Origin of the sequence: Erysipelothrix sp. strain 2 (EsS2-7-Brazil) (assembly GCF_016617655.1) — a bacterium.
GTDB classification, from domain to species: Bacteria; Bacillota_I; Bacilli_A; order Erysipelotrichales; family Erysipelotrichaceae; genus Erysipelothrix; species Erysipelothrix piscisicarius.
Map to the genome: position 1 here is coordinate 67,695 of NZ_SCFT01000007.1, position 17,510 is coordinate 85,204.

Genomic DNA, 17,510 nt, shown 5'->3' on the forward strand with positions numbered 1-17,510 from the left:
GCTTGATTGATATTGTGATATTATGGTGATGGTCTAAATTTTTTTTATGGAGGAAAGAATGAATAGTTTATTCTTGGCAACTCAAAATCCATCGTTTTCGGATTTGGGTATTAATGTCATTCTAGGTGGATTCGGCCTTTTTATTCTTGGAATTAAATTTCTTGGAGAAGGATTAAAGGAAGCCGCAGGGCCTAAAATACGAGATTATATTGAAAAATACACGAGTAATACCGTGATGGCGATTTTAGTTGGTGTTGCAATTACTGCAATCATGCAATCAAGTACTGCAGCAACGGTTATCTCAATTAGTTTAGTACGCGCAGGGTTAATGCGTTTGGATCAAGCGATTGGTATTTCAATTGGAGCGAACGTAGGAACAACGGTAACCGCGTTAATGATTGGTTTAAATGTTGATGAATTGGGTTTTTATTTTTTATTTGTAGGTGCGATGATTATTGCATTTTCAAAACGCAAAAAATATAAAAATATCGGTCAGATTTTATTTGGCTTTGGAATTACTTTTGTTGGTTTAAAACTGATGAGTGATAAGTTAATCCTCATTCAAGAGTATCCATTCTTTGAAGCATTTATGCTTAAAATGTCACAAAGTCCTTGGCTTGCTCTTTTTGCAGGTACCATAGCGACGGCAATTATTAATTCTTCTATGGCAGTCATCGCACTTGTTCAAAAGATTTATGCGAACGGCGGTATGTCGATGGTTGCGGCTTCTGCCTTTGTATTTGGTTCGAATATTGGAACGACACTTACGGCAGTGCTTGCATCCATTGGTGGGTCCGTGTCAACGCGACGTGCCGGATGGTTTCATGTAATTTTTAACTTTACTGGGGCAATTATTGTTATGATATTCATAGAGCCTTACGCTGCCTTTATTGTAAGTGTTAATGAATTAATTGGTGGCTCACCCGCTTTTGCGGTGGGACTGAACCATTTCTTTTTTAATCTAATTTTCGCGATTGTGATCATACCTTTTGTACCAGCGTTTATTCGTTTGATGGAATTTTTAATTCCTGGTGAAGATAAAATCAAAGAACGTGAAAAGATTAAACCTCTTGATTACGGTTTGATTGGAACCTTTCCAGAAGGGGCGCTTCAATTAGCACGTAAAACGACGGTGAAAATGGCAGATTTAGTTCTAGAATCAGTCGAAACATCGAATCAGTTCTTGCATTCGCGAGATATGGAAGATTATGATGTTGTGATGCAACTTGAGGAAATGGTGAATGGTTTAGATACAGATCTTACTAAATATTTACTCGAAATTGCGAAGCAAACGGATGTTTCCGGACATATTACCGAAGAATACACCAAAAACTTAGAAATAATAAAGAATTATGAACGCATGAGTGACCTCTCGACAAATCTAGTGGAATTTTATAAAATGAGTTTTGAGAATCGTGAGTCGTTTTCAGAAGACGCGCTTCGTGATTTGGATACTATGTACCAACTGCTTATGGATATGTTGAAGCGTTCAACGAAAATATTTGAACGTGAGGATTTATCAGGATTTGAATCTCTATGTCGTGATGAAGAGTATATGGATCTTATTGAAGAGAAATACCGCGAGAAGCACTTTCAACGCATGGCAGAAGGAATCTGCGATGCAAAGGTTACGAGCTCAATCTATATTGATATCTTAGGTATTCTTGAACGTATTGGAGATCATGGCGTTAATATTGCACGGAATATGTTCTCGGCTGTGAAGTTGCATACTTCTGACGAACACTAAAAGGGGGATATTATGAAGAAAATTTATTTTGCAAGTCCATTGTTTACGCATATGGAGTTTCGTTATAATGCGGAAGTTGTTGCGCAAATTCGATCGGTTTACCCAAATGTGGAGGTCTACCTTCCTCAGGAACAGATGGAAATTAACGATAAGAATAGTTATGCGAATTCGATGATGATTGCACAGGCAGACACGGAGGCGCTTTTGAAATCAGATCTTATTGTTGCGGTATTGGATGGGCAAACCATTGATGCCGGTGTCGCATCAGAGGTGGGTGTTGCTTATCAAGCAAATATTCCGATGATCGGACTCTATACGGATAGTCGTCAACAAGGGGCTGACAACGCAGAAAAAATCAATGCTTTGCGTGAAGTTGCGGAATCACAATTTTCTTATGTGAATTTGTACACTGTGGGTCTTATCAAACTTAAGGGAACAGTCGTAACGGATGAACAAACACTTATTGAACTTATTGGTGAAATATTAGGTCAATAATTGACCTGTTTGACACCACCTTTGTTTTTGGGTATAGTATCAATAACAAGGCGGTGGGAACATGGACAGAATTTCTTTCTAAATCATTAATAATAAAATAGGAGGAAGTTTTGTCATGTTTAATTTTAGTCTTAATATTAAGACGGAAGCAGGGCGCGAGCTTATCGCACCTTTTTCTATGTCTTTAAATCAAAATGATCGCGTCGCATTAATTGGTGAGGAAGGGAATGGAAAAAGTCTAACCCTTAAGGCACTCGTCCAAGATAATTCTTTAGATGAGCTTCATGTTTCAAGAACGCTAAACAGTCGTCATGTGGTATTTGGCTATCTGAGTCAAGAAATGCCTCGAACGTTGCTTGAACAGGATGCGCTTTCGTATATCATTAAAGAACAATGGAATCGATATGGTGATGTGTCTCGGAAAATGAAGGAAGTCTTACCTCATTTTGAAATGGAGGATTTAAATCGTCCCATGCACTCATACAGTGGTGGGGAGCGCGTGCGCTTGCAGTTATTACAGTTGATGGTGCATCCATGTGACTGTTATCTTCTGGATGAGCCCAGCAATGACTTAGATTTAGAAACGTTAATGTGGCTTGAAGGGTGGATGCTTGCGCAAACCAAACCCATTATCTTTGTATCGCATGACGTCATGTTCTTGCAAACGTGTGCGAATCGTATTGTTCATCTTGAACAAACACATCGTAAAACACGCTCACATGTTACAGTCTATGAAGGTGATTATCAAGGATATTGTGATGCCTTTCTCAGTCAGATTCAAAAACATAATCATGATGTTAAGTTGCGTCAAAAAGAAAAACAAAAACAAGAAGCGCGATGGCATCAGTTATACCAAAAAGTAGAGCATCGTCAACGGACACAAACCCGTCAAGATCCAGCAAAAGGACGTCTTTTGAAGAAAAAAATGCATACGATAAAATCGATGGAGCGACGTTTTGAGCGGGAAGTCGTGCCGGAAAAACGCGATTTTGAAGGTGCGATCAAGCTATCGTTTGAGGAACAAGCGAAAATCCATCAAAAAAAGATCTTAGATTTTCATCTTGATGAATTGGTGCGAGAAGGACGTATTCTGGCTTGTGATCTCGATCTTGTGGTGTATAGCCGTGATCGCATTGCCATTGTTGGGTCCAATGGTGTAGGGAAGACAACGTTACTGCATGAAATAATAAAAGAAATTGATGCTGAAGATGTCGGTGTAATGCATCAGTCCTACGATCTTAACTTGGATTATGATTTGTCACCGATTGAAAACTGTGTTCTTGAAGGGTCCCGCGATGAACGTGGTCTGATCACAAATCATCTAGGGAGTTTGAAATTTACAGAGGATGAGATGAACACGCCGATGGAACGGCTATCGGGTGGTCAAAAAGCTAAGGTATCACTGCTGAAATTAGTTCTTAAGAATCCGAAAATAATCATTCTCGATGAGCCAACACGAAACTTGAGTCCACTCAGTGTTGGTGTGATCTATCACTTACTTAATAACTATCAAGGGGCGATTATTTCTGTAACGCATGATCGTGCACTGATTCAAGAAGTGATGGATGATGTTTATTCATTTGATGCATCTGGACTTAAGAAAATATCTTAATATTTCCCGGGTGAATTTTTTGTGAAGAAAATTGTTTTCGAATCAATTTGAGACTTTGCGTGAAAACGAGTAGAATAAAAGATAAGGATGGTGGAACTATGAAAGAACACGTAATTCGTTTAATGCCGGGTGATGATTTATTGCAAGGAATTGATGCTTACTGTAAGAAATTTCAAATTACATCAGGCTATATTGGAACCTGTGTTGGCAGTTTATCCAGTGTAGTGTTTCGAAAAGGACATAATAAAAAAGAGATACAACTCAAAGGGCCATATGAAATTGTTTCGTGTGTGGGAACCGTTTCTCAAGGAGGACACCATATTCACGCTTCCATCAGCGATTTGGAATTTAAAGTAATGGGTGGTCACGTAGCGCTGGGATGTACGGTAAAGTCAACGGCAGAGATTGTTATTATTGAGCTGGAACATCATCAATTAACACGAACTAAAGGTGAATTATCTGGATTTAAGGAGCTTGAAATCGAAGTTACCGGTAGTGTATGTAAAGAGCGTTAAAAAAAGAACGGAGGCCTCCGTTCTTTTTATGTATTTGAATTATTAACAGTTTGTTTAGATTTCGCAAGTTCTGCGTCGATGGCAATGGCGATACAAAGACATATTAATGCATTGCGATCGTCATTAATATCAAGTTCATAACTATCACCCCAACGCAGCCATTTTTTTGAAATCGTCATGATGGTATTATCGCGGGACGTAACTTTATAATGGTGATCAAGATAATCACCACTTAGTTTCCAATCAAGGTGTTTAAGTGAAAATTTCATTTTTAAAAATGTGAAGTTCTTTTTTAAGTTAATCTTGTGATCAGGGGTGATCAGGGTATATTCAGATAAAAATCGAAATGGTCTTTGTTTTACGGTTGCAACTGATTTTTGTGTTGCATCTTGAATTGTAAATTTTCGACCGATGGTTAAGACTGAGCCTTTGACTGTGTATACGGTAGTTCCGTTTTCGTCCTTGACCTCAAAGCGATCACGAATTGAGAAGACGTGTTGTTTTATATATAATTTCATATTTTTTCTCCTTAGGTCTTGATTTGAAAGTCAATGAGATGTACAATTTAATCACGCCGGCTTAGCTCAATTGGTAGAGCAACTGAATCGTAATCAGTAGGTTGGGGGTTCAAGTCCTCTAGCCGGCACCATAACATTTACACCAGATGGTGTTTTTTTTTACAGTCTCAGTTTATCACAATCAATTCATGTCGTCGATGGATGTGTTTTGAAATATATAGAAAAAACATTTCATATAAGTATTTGAGTGTAAGGGGTTTATGTCCTTTATTTAAAGGAAATCTATGAAATATTATTTCAATACATTAGGCTACCATTTTGAAAATGAATTTGATATAATGACACTGTACATAAAGGAGAATATCATGGAAGGTTTAGAATTACTTAGTTTTCAAATGATTTCATTTAACGGGTCGGCTCGTTCATGTTTTGTGGAAGCAATTCAGGCAGCGAAAGAGGGCGACTTCGAACGTGCAGAACAGCTTATGGCTGAAGGTGAAGAACAATTTGTTGAGGGACATCGTGTTCATGCACAATTAATTCAACAAGAAGCTCAAAATGGTGCTACTCAAGTCAATTTATTGTTGATTCACGCAGAAGACCAAATGATGAGCGCAGAAGTATTAAAAATTATGGCTACAGAGCTTATTGACATTCACAAGAAAATTCAATAAGAGCTGTGGCTCTTTTTTTATTATTTAGCACATGGTACAATGCAATTAGTTAGATAGAAACATAAAATGAGGAGATCATCATGTTAAAAGAAAATAAAATATGGATTGCACAGGGCGAAACCCCAGTGTATATTTTACCGCAGATGTTAAATCGTCATGGACTTATTACTGGTGCTACGGGTACCGGAAAGACGGTTACATTGAAAGTTTTAACGGAAGCATTAAGTGATTTAGGTGTTCCTACGTTTTTAGCGGATATTAAAGGTGATGTGTCCGGTCTTGCTTCCGCAGGGATTGAAAATCCAAATGTTTCCAGCCGTGTTGAAAAATTTGGCGTGGACGGTTTTGAGTACAAAGGGTTCCCGGTAACGTTTTGGGATATTTACGGTAAGGGTGGTATTCCAGTTCGTACTACTATTTCAGAAATGGGCCCCATTATGCTCTCAAAACTTATGGATCTTAATGAAACACAGGCAAGTGTACTCTCGTTAGTTTTCAAAATTGCGGATGCTCAAGGGCTGTTACTGCTTGATATTAAAGATCTCAAAGCCATGTTAGATTATGTTTATCAAAACAATAAAGAGCTCACTGCCGAATATGGATTGATGTCTACACAAACCATTGGTGCGGTTGTTCGCAAGGTTGTGTTTTTAGAGGAACAAGGTGCAGACATCTTTTTTGGTGAACCAGCTTTAGATATTCAAGATTGGATTTGTACAGATTCGAATGGCCGAGGTATGGTTAATATTCTTCATAGTGTGGAACTGTTCCGCCAACCAACACTGTATGCGACGTTTTTACTTTGGATGTTATCGGAACTCTTTGAAACCTTACCTGAAGTGGGTGATGTCGAAAAACCGAAGATGGTTTTCTTCTTTGACGAAGCCCATCTACTCTTCAAAGATGTACCTAAAGCATTGGTGGACCGTATTGAACTTGTTGTTAAGTTGATTCGATCAAAAGGTGTGGGCGTTTATTTTATTTCTCAAAGCCCATCGGATATCCCCGACCGTGTTTTAAGTCAATTGGGAAATCGTATCCAACATGCCCTTCGTGCCTATACCCCTGGCGAACAAAAACAAGTACGAGCAGCAGCTCAAAGTTTTAGAGCGAATCCAAATTTTAATACTGAAACTGCAATAATGGAGTTGGGTACAGGTGAAGCTATTATCTCAACACTCGATGAGAAGGGGACGCCACAAATTGCGGAACGTGCTTTTGTCTTGCCTCCACAAAGTCTTATGGCTGAAATTGATGCAAGCTTACGTACATCGATGATTCAAAGCAGTAGTTTTAATCAAAAATATATAGAATCTATTGATCGCTTTTCGGCCTATGAATCGTTAGCTGAAAAAATGACACAAGCAGGAATTGAAGAGGAACAAGATAAAATGAATTTAGAACTTGAAAAAGAACGTCTCGCTCTTGAAAAAGAAAAGCAAAAATTAGAAAAAGAAAAAGAAAAATTACAAAATCGAAAGAAGACAACAACACGTCATCGTCAAACACCGATTGAAAAAGGCATGAACCGAACGATGAGTACCATTGGGAATGAACTCGGTAAAGCGATTACAAGAAATATTATGGGAATTCTTACTGGAAAGAAATGATTGGAAATGTTAACGCTTTCTTATAGACACTATTTGCCTTTGTTGTTATAATAGTTTCATATCGAGGAGGATATTATGAGAAAAATTATTTTATTATGTTCAGCAGGTATGTCAACAAGTATCCTTGTTACAAAGATGCAAGAAGCCGCTGCTGCACAAGGATATGATGTAGAAATATCAGCTCACGCTGTAAGTGAAGCCGCACGCGTTGGTGCTGATGCAGACATCATCCTATTAGGACCCCAAGTTCGATTCAATTTAAGTACAGTTCAAAAACAATTACCAGAAAAACCAATTGAAGTTATCGATATGCGTGCTTACGGTACGATGAATGGTGAAGCCGTGATTGCGGAAGTTAAAAAAGTACTTGGCGATGCTTAAATCTAAAAATGTTAGTGAAAACTAACATTTTTTATTTTATAATAGAAAGTAATTACGATGGAGGTTGTTATGAAAATAAATATCGTGTATTATTCAGCTTCAGGAAATACGCAAATGATTGCGGATTCAATTTATGAAGCGGTTGAAGATTTGGGAATTAATGGGAGTAATGATTTTGTGACAGACGTAACAGCGGATGCTGTTATTGATGCAGATATCCTATTTCTAGGATCACCAGCAATGAATGATGAGAATGTTGAGGAGTATGAGTTTAGACCGTTCTTTGATGATTTGCTTCCCATGCTGTCAGGGAAACGTGTGGTGTTGTTTGGTTCTTATGATTGGGGCGAAGGTGTTTGGATCGAAAATTGGGAACGTGAGATTGTTGATGCGGGTGGAATTGTGGAACGAAAATTTGCATATCAATGGGAACCGACCGAAGCACAATTAAAAGAAGCATATGAGGAAACGAAAACACTTCTCACAATGTAAATTGTTTCAATGAATGTATAATTTACATATTCTTTGTAAAAAGTGTTGACATTTTTCATTGTGTCGGTATAATTAGTTTATAGATAGTTCATCTATCTAAAAAAACTTGTCCTTTAGACCATCGCTCATAGATAATCTATTTCCTCAAAATTATATAAATTAAGTATTCCTCCAATAATACTGACGATGGATCTTAAAAAACACACATCACTCCCAGATGTGTGTTTTTTTGTAATTCATCACAACTATTAACATTAAAACGACCGATTCGCTTAAACCATTCTTTTTAAATCATAAAAGTCATAAGTACATCAAATTATGACTTTTTTAAAAAACACAAATACGTTATAATAAGTTCAAGTGAGGTAAGTCTATGAAAGTAATGTATCCAGGATCTTTTGATCCAATCACAACAGGTCACATTGATTTAATCGAACGTTGTGCAAATATGTTTGATCATGTAGTTGTGGCAATTATGGTTAATGAAAAGAAATCAGGAACGTTTACAATGTCAGAACGTTTAGAAATGGCTTGTGACTGTTTATCTCATCTGTCCAATGTTGAGGTTGTTATTGGCGAAGGTCTCACCATTGATTTTGCGGAAAAGCAATCATGCTCAATTCTTGTCAGAGGGATTCGCGCAGTTATGGATTATGAAAATGAATTGCAGTTAGCGACTTCCAATCGTGTTCTAAATGAATCCATTGAGACGCTTTTTTTGGTCGCATCACCCAAGTATTCATACATTTCTTCCAGTGTAGCGCGTGAGATTGCTCGTTACGGAGGTGACCTTACTGGATTTGTTCCTCAAAGTGTTGCAGTGCGACTGTATCAAAAATATGATGTTGTGGTTTAGGTCTATAACGCGGCTTTAGCTCAGTGGATAGAGCAAGTGCCTCCTAAGCGCTGTGTCACAAGTTCGATTCTTGTAAGTCGCACCAAATATTTTTACTCTTGAAGTTGTATCAAGAGTTTTTTTATTGATATTGGCTCGTTTCGTGAGCACATTAGTTTTATAGAAATCTATGATATAATAACAAGTGCACATATAAAAAATAAAAACAAAAGTCAAAGGTCTCATTCTATGAGTATAAGAGAGGAATACATTTTATGAAAAAGAACGCAATAGTTTTAATATTGCTGATGGTATTTAATAAATTCTTTGGAATTTTTAGAGAATTGTTACTGGCCAAGTATTTTGGTGCGACGGCGATTACTGATGCATACATCATCGCATCGTCCATTCCTAATTCATTATTTAGTTTTATTGCAACAGGGATTACGACGTCATTTATCCCGATTTTTAGTAAGATTCATAAGCGTGAGGGAAGTGACAAAGCTGAAGGATTTACAAGTAATATCATTAATATCTTACTTGTAGTTTTCGTGGGTGTTATTCTTTTAGCGGAAATCTTTACTGAGCCGCTTGTACGTCTATTTGCTTCTGGATTTAACGCAGAAACGATGGCTTTGGCAGTTTCCTTTACAAGAATTACATTACTTGCTGTGTTTTTCCAAACCATTCTCGCTGTATTACAAGGCTACTTACAAATTAAGGAACGCTTTGCAGCTCATGGTATAAGCTATGTAATTATGAATATCGTAATTGTTATAAGTATTATTTTATCAAAAGGAAATTCTATATACCTTCTAGCCTATGGGGTAACCCTTGCGATTGCCAGCCAATCACTCTTTATCTATTTGATTGCGAAACGCTCGGGTTATAAACATCAATTCAAATTAAAAGTTCGCGATGAACACATTAAAATTATGCTTGTTATGGCAGTTCCTGTAATTATTGGTTCGTCGATTGATCAAGTTAACGCTATTTTTGATAAGACAATTGCTTCAGGGGTTATTGAAGGTGGGATTTCAATTGTAAATTATTCAAATAAAATTAGTGATTCAATTATCGGTCTCTTTGTGAGTTCGATCATTACAGTTTTATTTCCGGCTATGGCGAAGTTTGCTGCCAATGGTGATCATGATGGACTTAAAAAATCAATTTCCAATACGCTGATAGCGGTCAATATGATTGTTGTTCCAGCAACATTGGGGATGATGGTGTTATCACAACCTCTGGTTCAGTTGTTCTTTGGTCGTGGGGCTTTTACACCGGAAGCGGTTGTTTTAACGTCGAATGTGTTAATTGCCTCGTGTTTGGGTCTTATTGTTAATGCGAATGCAATGATTTTACTCCGTGTCTTTTACTCATTAGGGGATACCCGTCGTCCGGTTGTATACGGTGCAATTTCTGTTGGCGCAAACATCGTCGCGAGCTTATTCTTTGTTCAGTTTATGGGATTACCGGGTCTGACCCTTGGTACAAGTATCTCAAAACTGGTTTATTTTATCCTAATCTATTATTTCTTGTATAAAATGATCGGAGATTTCAACAATCAATATATTTTTAAAACCGTTCTTAAACTGATCGTGTCAGGATCAATCATGGCGGCTGCGGTATTCTTTGCCTATCCATTTATCAGTGCGAAATTGAGTTTGGTAACGGGTCTTGTTCTTGTAGTTTTACTGGGAATCGTTGTCTACTTTGTTGCGGTTAAATTAATGCGAATCGAAGAATTTGATCAAGCAATCGATAGTGTGAAAGCAAAATTTATCAGTAAACTTAAACATTAAAGTTCTCATTTGAGAACTTTTTTACTTGTAAGGGATAAAAAGCCATGTTATATTATAAATAACTAGAAAGGTAGCAGATTGCTATCCGGTGAGACTTATGGGAAATGCGCCTCGACTTAAAACATAATAACTAAAAAGGAGGCGTTTTTTCTATGTTTAACATAAGTCTTGATGTTAAGACAGAACAAGGACGTGATCTTATCACGTCTTTTTCTATGTCCGTAAATAAAGGGGATCGTGTGGGCGTGATTGGAGAAGAAGGAAATGGTAAAAGTGTATTTCTTAAATCACTTGTCAATCGTCCCGAAATTCAAAAACTAAGAATCCACCGTTCCTTGCATCCAGAATCCATCGTTTTTGGATATCTAGGTCAGGAGTTGGAACCGCAGGAGCGCGCTCTAACGCTCTTGGAATTTGTGTTAGGGAGTGCTTGGGATCGTTTTGGGGAGTTTGTCCCCTTGTTTTTAACGATGGTACCAACATTGGATGAAAATGACTATAATCGCACCATGGACTCATTAAGTGGTGGTGAATGTGTTCGTATTCAATTACTAAAGCTTCAGATGCAAGATGTTGACTGTTATGTTTTGGATGAGCCCACCAATAATTTAGATATAGAAGGCTTAATCTGGTTTGAACACTGGATGGAAATGCAAACCAAACCCGTTATCTTTGTATCACACGATCTTAATACGTTAAAACACGGTGCAAATCGCATTCTACACTTTGAACAATTACATCGTAAATCAATTTCAAAATTAACACTGTTTGAAGGATCCTATGATGCATATATTGAAAATCGTGAACGAGCCAGAGCGCACCATAATCAACAAGTTCGTTTTCAGAAACGATTTGAAGCGAAACAAGAGGCAACATGGCAAAAGCAGTATCAAAAAGTGGGTCATCAACTTCGAAATGTGAACCGGGCAGACCCTGGTCTTCAAAAGAAAATGAAAAATTTAAAAGCACAAAAGAAGCGACGTTCTAAACAAGTGACCTTGGAACACCAAGATCAAGAAGAAGCAATTAGAATGGAATTCGGCAAACAAAAACCAGTCCATTCGAATATTGTTTTATCCATTGATATTCCATTTTTAGAGACCGATTGGGGTGTCCGAGGCCGGAACTATTACTACCGTTTACATGCAGGTGAAAAAGTTGCGCTTGTAGGTCTAAATGGTAGTGGTAAAACGACTCTTTTTCATCGGATGATTCAGGGGCTTGAAGGGAATGTAGGTGTGATGCATCAGGATTATCATCAAAATCTTGATGTGAGAAAAAATGCAATTGAAAATTGTATGCGGTTTGGGGAAGCGGAAATGGAAGTTCGAATTGAACTTGGCAGACTTAACTTTACTTCTGATGAGATGGAACTTCCGATTATCCATTTATCCGGTGGACAAAAGGCAAAATTATCGCTGTTAAAGATATTACGGACAAAACCGGATGTGTTGTTATTGGATGAACCGACGCGTAATTTAAGTCCATTTTCATTAAAGGTGATCTATGAGATGTTAGCGGATTATCACGGTGCGATTTGGTGTATTACGCATGACCGCCAACTTATCCAACATGTATTTAAAGATGTTTTAGAAATGACACCCAATGGTTTTACGAAACGTTAAGAAATGCTTGACAGCAAGGATATTCGTGCTATTATTGCATTAATAACAAACTTTATGATTGAGAGGAGTAGCTTTCAAGAAGTAAGTTCAGAGAGTCTGTGGTTGGTGTGAACAGATCTTACCTCGAAGGTGAATGGGCTCATGAAAGGCGGAATGAACACTTCGGTAAGTAGTTTACGACGGTTGCCCCCGTTAAATGGGCAGGAATATGATAGTATTCCTATTGAGCTACGTAGATTACGTAGAGTTTCAGGTGGTACCGCGAAGACTTCGCCCTGTATGGGTGAAGTTTTTTTTGTTCTTAGGGAGGTGATGACCGTGGTATGAAGTGATTGGTGTTTGTTGAATCATTTTGATAAAGGAGCGAAACATATGAAAATCAAAAATTTAACCCTTTCGACCTTGTTTTTAACACTGGGTCTTGTATTACATATCACGGTCCCGGGTACCGTAGGTTTTATGAAACCCGATTTTATGCTTGCGATGTTTTTCTTTGCGCTTTTTGGACTGCAATCGTTTCGAGAGGTTATCGTTGTAAGCATAGTTTGTGGCTTTTTGACTGCCATGACCACGGCAATGCCTGGTGGGGAAGTTGCTAATGTCATCGATAAACTCATTACCGGTCCACTTGTCTTCTATGGATACCAATTCTTAGTCAGAAAATTGGATTTAAAGGTTTCGTCGTGTTTGATTACGTGTCTTGGAACTTGTATATCCGGCTTGATTTTTTTAAGCATCGTTCAAGTTCTGGGTGGGATTTCCCTCCCGCTACAATTTTTCCTATTGGGTATCATTCTTCCGGCGATGGTTGTAAATAGCATCCTTGTTTTGCTAATTTCAAAGGTGATGGAACGCATTCAACCGAAAAAAGAGCCTAATCTTCATTATTAAATATGAGATGGTTTCGTATCAAAAAATAATGTTTTGGATCAGATTATTTTCTCTGTTTTTAAAGATAAGTTTGATTAAGAAGATTAGAGTGGGTATACGTCCATGGAACACGATTGTATCAGTGTGTGTTTTGAGATTAAAAAGTCTTATACGTTGATAGTGCGCTTTGATTATGTGTATAAATCCGATAATTTCACACTAGCATTCACATAGTTTTTCGTTATAATAGGAACGAGGGATAAAATATATGAAACTGATCGATTTAACACAAACATTTAATGAAGCAACTGGGGTCTTCCCAGGCGATACGAAAACAAAATTTGACTTGGATGCATGTTTTGAAGATGACGGCTACACAAACTATTCGGTGACGGCATCCTTGCACACAGGAACTCATGTGGAAGTTCCCATGCACTTATCAAGTGATGAGCGATTTATCAGTAATTTCCCCATTGACCGGTTTATTGGTCGTGGCGTTATGATTGATGTTCGCAATCAAAAAGAAATTGGTTATAAACCGGATTACGAGCTCTTGGTGAATCAAGGGGATGTCGTCGTGTTTTATACTGGATTTGATGAGCGCCGTGGTGAGAAAGCGTATTTCGAAGATCATCCAGTCTTTACTGAGGAACTTGCAATGTTTCTTGTGGAAAAACAAATTAAGATGGTAGGGATGGATATTCCATCACCTGATTTGGAACCTTATTATGTCCATAATATTCTTATGGATGCGGATATTATGATCTTGGAGAATCTCAACAACTTAGATTCATTACGCTATCATAAAGATTTTATTATTTCGGCAGTGCCGCTCAAAATCGAAGCAGAAGCAAGTCCTGTTCGTGCTTATGCTGTTTTAAAATAATGAGGCGTAACGTAACGTATGTGTGTATTGTGATGCTTTTTGGACTTACAGGCTGTCAAACACATCAAAACTTCGTCTGCGAAAAAGACTATGTTGTCGATGGAAGTCTAATCCATGAAACGTATCGTGATACAATCTCGGATAATTATACAATTGAGCGTCTCCATACTTTTCAAATCAGTGATTTAAAGGAAAATATCGATGACTGGTTTTTAACGCAATTACCCCAGAAGGAAATCGTGATGTTCAAGGAAATTTTGAATCAAGAATCGTTGCGGTTTACCATGTTAAGTACAGACCAAGATTTTAATCAAGGAACGTTTTTAATTTCTCATCGTTATGTTTTTGATATGATGAGTTCGGATGAATTGCATCTTGTTTCCACAACATTTAATCAGTCCGTTTTAACTTTTGAAGCGTTAAAGACTTATCGTACACAACAAAATTTTAAATGCACGTATTAACGTGCATTTTTTATTGCTTCGATAAATGCGTTGTGGTATTGTATCGGTATAACGATACAGAGGTGGAACTATGAAATTAGAGATTAATAATCTTTCAAAATCGTTTGATCAACAAGTAGTTTTGAAGGACATTAATTTAACGCTTGAAAAGGGAAAGATTTATGCGTTATTGGGGCGCAATGGAGCAGGGAAAACAACATTTTTTAACTGTATTAGTCAAGAAATTCCCTATGACCAAGGGACGGTTTGTTTTGAGGATGGATCACCCTTAACCCAACAAGATGTCGGGTTTGTTTATACAAATCCGATGTTGCCTGAGTTTTTGACAGGACTTGAATTTCTGACATTTTTTATTGATATTCATAAGGATCAAGGATTTAAACGTGAAGATGTTCATTCTTATTTTGATACAATACAATTCAATCAAGATGACCGTTATAAACTTATCAAAGACTATTCACATGGAATGCGTAATAAGCTTCAGATGCTCTGCATTATGATGTTGAAGCCAAAAGTTCTCTTTCTTGATGAACCATTAACTTCATTTGATGTGGTTGCATCCATTGAAATGAAACGTCAACTCGTAGCGCTTAAAGAAGACTGTATTATGGTTTTATCAACCCATATGATGCAGATCGCTAAGGATATTTGTGATGAGGTGATTATCTTACATCACGGTGAAGCATCCATCTTAGATTTTGGGCGATTGCATGATCCTTCGTTTGAGGAAGATATCATTCATATCTTAAGTGATAATCATGAATCATAATGTTTTAAAGGATATTACAAGGGTAAATCGAACGAATCAATTTATTTACTACCTTCGTTCGATTAAACCACTACGTAAAATCATCTATGCCAATATTTATGAAAAAACGGATCAAAAAAAGAAACTGGGGCGCGTTGTATCGGTTTTTCATTTTATACGAATCGTCGTGAATCAATTTGTTTATCTATTTATTGTTTTTGGTCTGATTGCGAAAATATTTCCATCCGTTCCGATTGCGTTTATTTGGTTGCTCTTGGTGTTGCTTGGGTGCTGTATCAACACCATATCGACGGATGACTCTAAAGAGAAGTGGACCTTAATACGTTCCTTCAAAGTGGATTATCAATCTTACTACATGTTTCGTATGCGAAATGACTTCATTGAACGGATGCTTTACGCAATCGTGATGATGTCTACCGTTTTAATGTATAACCAAAGTTTTTGGATTGCATTGATGATGGGACTGTTTGTGATGGCGTCCAAAATTATCGCGGAAGGCATTGATTTAACCTATTTCGATCGATACCACGAGAAGATTAAAGGAAGTTATAAAATAGGATTTATGCTGGTGCTTACTTTGAGTGTAGGTGGTCTATATTTATTGAACCTCTTATCGGATCATTTGTTCGTGATTGTGACATGCATCACTGTCGTCGGTGCAATTGGATTTATAATTCGCAATCCATTTAATGCATCGGATATACATGAAGCATATGGACTCACGATGCTTCAACGTACACGTCCCGATGAAAGCCTTGCAGAGATAAATCTTAAAACAACACAGGAAACGTTACGCATTGATGATGATTACAATCTTGAACGATCGAATCGTGTTTTGAATCATCAAGAAGGATACAGTCTTTTGAATCGACTTTTTCTTGAACGTCACCGGCGCCTATGGTTTAAACCCTTGCGTTTCCGATTTGTAATTATTTTGGCGGCAATGCTCCTAAGTATCGTGGTGTTATGGGGAATGCGAATTCTTTTCCCTAATGAATTTATTGATGTCTCGAAAACTCTTTCTACGGAGATTTTTAAATCGATAGGACCTTATATTTTTGTCGTCTATTTGCTGAATATTGGCGAATCGATGACCCGTGCTTATTATCTAAACTGTGATTCGAAATTATTGAATTACGCTTTCTATCGTCGTCCTGAAATTATTTGGAAACAATTTCTTGGGCGGCTTGGAACGCTTGTAACATTGAATTTGATTCCACTTTTACCAATCATCTTGGGTGTGGTTTTTATGGTTTCAGTTCAATTCATTGTACCAGTACGTGGTGAAGTCATGATGTTTATACTTACCCTAATACTTTTAAGCATCTTCTTCAGTGTTCATAATCTACTGATGTATTATACGTTGCAACCTTACAATGAATCGATGCAAGAGAAGGGAATACTCTACAACCTCATGAAGATTCTTGTGGTGATGGTTGCTTATAATGGTAATCGTCTAAGTTCAGTACCGAATCTAAATATATGGCTGTCTATTATTACAACCGTCTATTTTGTATTGGGTGTGTTTTGTGTACGAATGTTTTCAGGGAAAACCTTCAAAATCAGGAAATAGTTTTATTCGGACAAATTTCGATAAACGAGTAAGAGACTTGAACCCCGAGGATATCTTCTCTATAATTAAGAAAATGCAGGGGAGCTGGATTGATGAAAAGAAGAAAAGGGTATTTAATGGTCATGACCGGTGTGTTTTTTATCGCCGCGGTGTCTCATTTGATTTTCCCAAGTTATATGATTGAAAATTCAATTTGGGGTTTTGATTTTGGATGGCAGCGTGAATTGGGAGCAATGTATCTCGCGATAACCTTTGTGAACTGCTATGCACTCTATACACATAATGATGATCAACAACATATTTTGGTCATGCTGGCGATGACGATGTGTATTGGAGTGGGGTTTAATAATTTAGGTGCATGGCTTTCATCGCCTTTAGACCATAATTCTGTTCATATCGTAGGTGTGATTAATTTTTTAATAATTGGTGGATTTGGTGGGGTTTATCAAGGCTATCGAATTATGGCAAAGGCAGTGGAACAACGACAATAAAAACGAGGCTTAGATGTCCTCGTTTTTCCTAAATTCAAATCTCAACCGCACCACCCAAGGTGCGGTTGTTTTTGTATAATAAAAGGAGCCCACCCGACTAAAAGGAGCTCCCATATGAAGTATAAACAATTAGATAAAAAAATGAAAGACC

Annotated in this window: 17 protein-coding genes, 2 tRNA genes, 1 pseudogene and 1 other annotated feature; of the genes and pseudogenes, 19 read left to right on the forward strand and 1 reads right to left on the reverse strand. The window is 37.5% G+C overall.

Going from position 1 to position 17,510, the window contains the following annotated elements; genetic code table 11:
* Window positions 1-58 precede the first annotated feature (58 nt).
* The 4 genes from EPJ90_RS04875 (at window position 59) to EPJ90_RS04890 (ending at window position 4,369) form a co-directional block, all read left to right on the forward strand.
* Window positions 59-1,747, forward strand: a complete 1,689-nt coding sequence (locus EPJ90_RS04875) for a Na/Pi cotransporter family protein (RefSeq protein ID WP_161637336.1) — start codon at window positions 59-61, stop codon at window positions 1,745-1,747.
* A gap of 12 nt (window positions 1,748-1,759) precedes the next feature.
* A complete protein-coding gene (locus EPJ90_RS04880; protein ID WP_200542736.1) occupies window positions 1,760-2,242 on the forward strand; it encodes a nucleoside 2-deoxyribosyltransferase in 483 nt (160 codons plus the stop codon).
* Between the two features lie 115 nt (window positions 2,243-2,357).
* A complete protein-coding gene (locus EPJ90_RS04885) occupies window positions 2,358-3,854 on the forward strand; it encodes an ATP-binding cassette domain-containing protein (protein WP_161637337.1) in 1,497 nt (498 codons plus the stop codon).
* 98 nt (window positions 3,855-3,952) lie between these two features.
* A complete protein-coding gene (locus tag EPJ90_RS04890; protein WP_125164294.1) occupies window positions 3,953-4,369 on the forward strand; it encodes a PPC domain-containing DNA-binding protein in 417 nt (138 codons plus the stop codon).
* A gap of 26 nt (window positions 4,370-4,395) precedes the next feature.
* On the opposite strand, the pseudogene EPJ90_RS04895 reads toward EPJ90_RS04890, so the two are convergent.
* Window positions 4,396-4,902: pseudogene (locus EPJ90_RS04895) on the reverse strand (LURP-one-related/scramblase family protein); the annotation flags it as partial.
* Between the two features lie 40 nt (window positions 4,903-4,942).
* Between EPJ90_RS04895 and EPJ90_RS04900 the strand changes: the two are divergent.
* The 15 genes from EPJ90_RS04900 to EPJ90_RS04970 all read left to right on the forward strand — a co-directional run bounded on the left by EPJ90_RS04900 (window position 4,943) and on the right by EPJ90_RS04970 (window position 17,359).
* A tRNA-Thr gene (locus EPJ90_RS04900) sits at window positions 4,943-5,018 on the forward strand.
* 234 nt (window positions 5,019-5,252) lie between these two features.
* The gene (locus tag EPJ90_RS04905) at window positions 5,253-5,561 is read left to right on the forward strand and encodes a PTS lactose/cellobiose transporter subunit IIA (RefSeq protein WP_013853133.1); all 309 of its coding nucleotides are present in this window, start codon (window positions 5,253-5,255) and stop codon (window positions 5,559-5,561) included.
* Window positions 5,562-5,641: 80 nt separating this feature from the next.
* Window positions 5,642-7,171, forward strand: a complete 1,530-nt coding sequence (locus EPJ90_RS04910) for a helicase HerA-like domain-containing protein (protein WP_200542737.1) — start codon at window positions 5,642-5,644, stop codon at window positions 7,169-7,171.
* A 75-nt stretch (window positions 7,172-7,246) separates the two neighbouring features.
* On the forward strand, window positions 7,247-7,552 hold the full coding sequence (locus EPJ90_RS04915) for a PTS sugar transporter subunit IIB (RefSeq protein ID WP_003775282.1): 306 nt from the start codon (window positions 7,247-7,249) through the stop codon (window positions 7,550-7,552).
* A gap of 69 nt (window positions 7,553-7,621) precedes the next feature.
* The gene (locus tag EPJ90_RS04920) at window positions 7,622-8,044 is read left to right on the forward strand and encodes a flavodoxin domain-containing protein (RefSeq protein WP_161637340.1); all 423 of its coding nucleotides are present in this window, start codon (window positions 7,622-7,624) and stop codon (window positions 8,042-8,044) included.
* Window positions 8,045-8,417: 373 nt separating this feature from the next.
* Entirely contained in the window at window positions 8,418-8,900 is a 483-nt protein-coding gene (gene coaD / locus EPJ90_RS04925; protein WP_200542738.1) for a pantetheine-phosphate adenylyltransferase, read from the forward strand.
* 9 nt (window positions 8,901-8,909) lie between these two features.
* Window positions 8,910-8,985: transfer RNA gene (locus EPJ90_RS04930), tRNA-Arg, on the forward strand.
* A 169-nt stretch (window positions 8,986-9,154) separates the two neighbouring features.
* The gene (gene murJ, locus EPJ90_RS04935) at window positions 9,155-10,681 is read left to right on the forward strand and encodes a murein biosynthesis integral membrane protein MurJ (RefSeq protein ID WP_200542739.1); all 1,527 of its coding nucleotides are present in this window, start codon (window positions 9,155-9,157) and stop codon (window positions 10,679-10,681) included.
* A 152-nt stretch (window positions 10,682-10,833) separates the two neighbouring features.
* Entirely contained in the window at window positions 10,834-12,306 is a 1,473-nt protein-coding gene (locus EPJ90_RS04940; RefSeq protein ID WP_200542740.1) for an ATP-binding cassette domain-containing protein, read from the forward strand.
* A gap of 45 nt (window positions 12,307-12,351) precedes the next feature.
* Window positions 12,352-12,587, forward strand: a binding site (T-box leader).
* 91 nt (window positions 12,588-12,678) lie between these two features.
* Window positions 12,679-13,197, forward strand: a complete 519-nt coding sequence (locus EPJ90_RS04945; RefSeq protein WP_125164301.1) for a tryptophan transporter — start codon at window positions 12,679-12,681, stop codon at window positions 13,195-13,197.
* Window positions 13,198-13,444: 247 nt separating this feature from the next.
* A complete protein-coding gene (locus EPJ90_RS04950) occupies window positions 13,445-14,062 on the forward strand; it encodes a cyclase family protein (protein ID WP_161637452.1) in 618 nt (205 codons plus the stop codon).
* Window positions 14,062-14,526, forward strand: coding sequence for a hypothetical protein (locus EPJ90_RS04955; protein WP_200542741.1), 465 nt, complete (start codon window positions 14,062-14,064; stop codon window positions 14,524-14,526). Before EPJ90_RS04950 ends, EPJ90_RS04955 begins: the two co-directional genes overlap by 1 nt.
* A gap of 70 nt (window positions 14,527-14,596) precedes the next feature.
* A complete protein-coding gene (locus EPJ90_RS04960; protein ID WP_161637454.1) occupies window positions 14,597-15,295 on the forward strand; it encodes an ATP-binding cassette domain-containing protein in 699 nt (232 codons plus the stop codon).
* Window positions 15,285-16,868, forward strand: a complete 1,584-nt coding sequence (locus tag EPJ90_RS04965; protein ID WP_200542742.1) for a hypothetical protein — start codon at window positions 15,285-15,287, stop codon at window positions 16,866-16,868. The genes EPJ90_RS04960 and EPJ90_RS04965 overlap by 11 nt, the downstream gene beginning before the upstream one ends.
* 92 nt (window positions 16,869-16,960) lie before the next feature.
* Window positions 16,961-17,359, forward strand: a complete 399-nt coding sequence (locus tag EPJ90_RS04970; protein WP_161637456.1) for a hypothetical protein — start codon at window positions 16,961-16,963, stop codon at window positions 17,357-17,359.
* Window positions 17,360-17,510 lie beyond the last annotated feature (151 nt).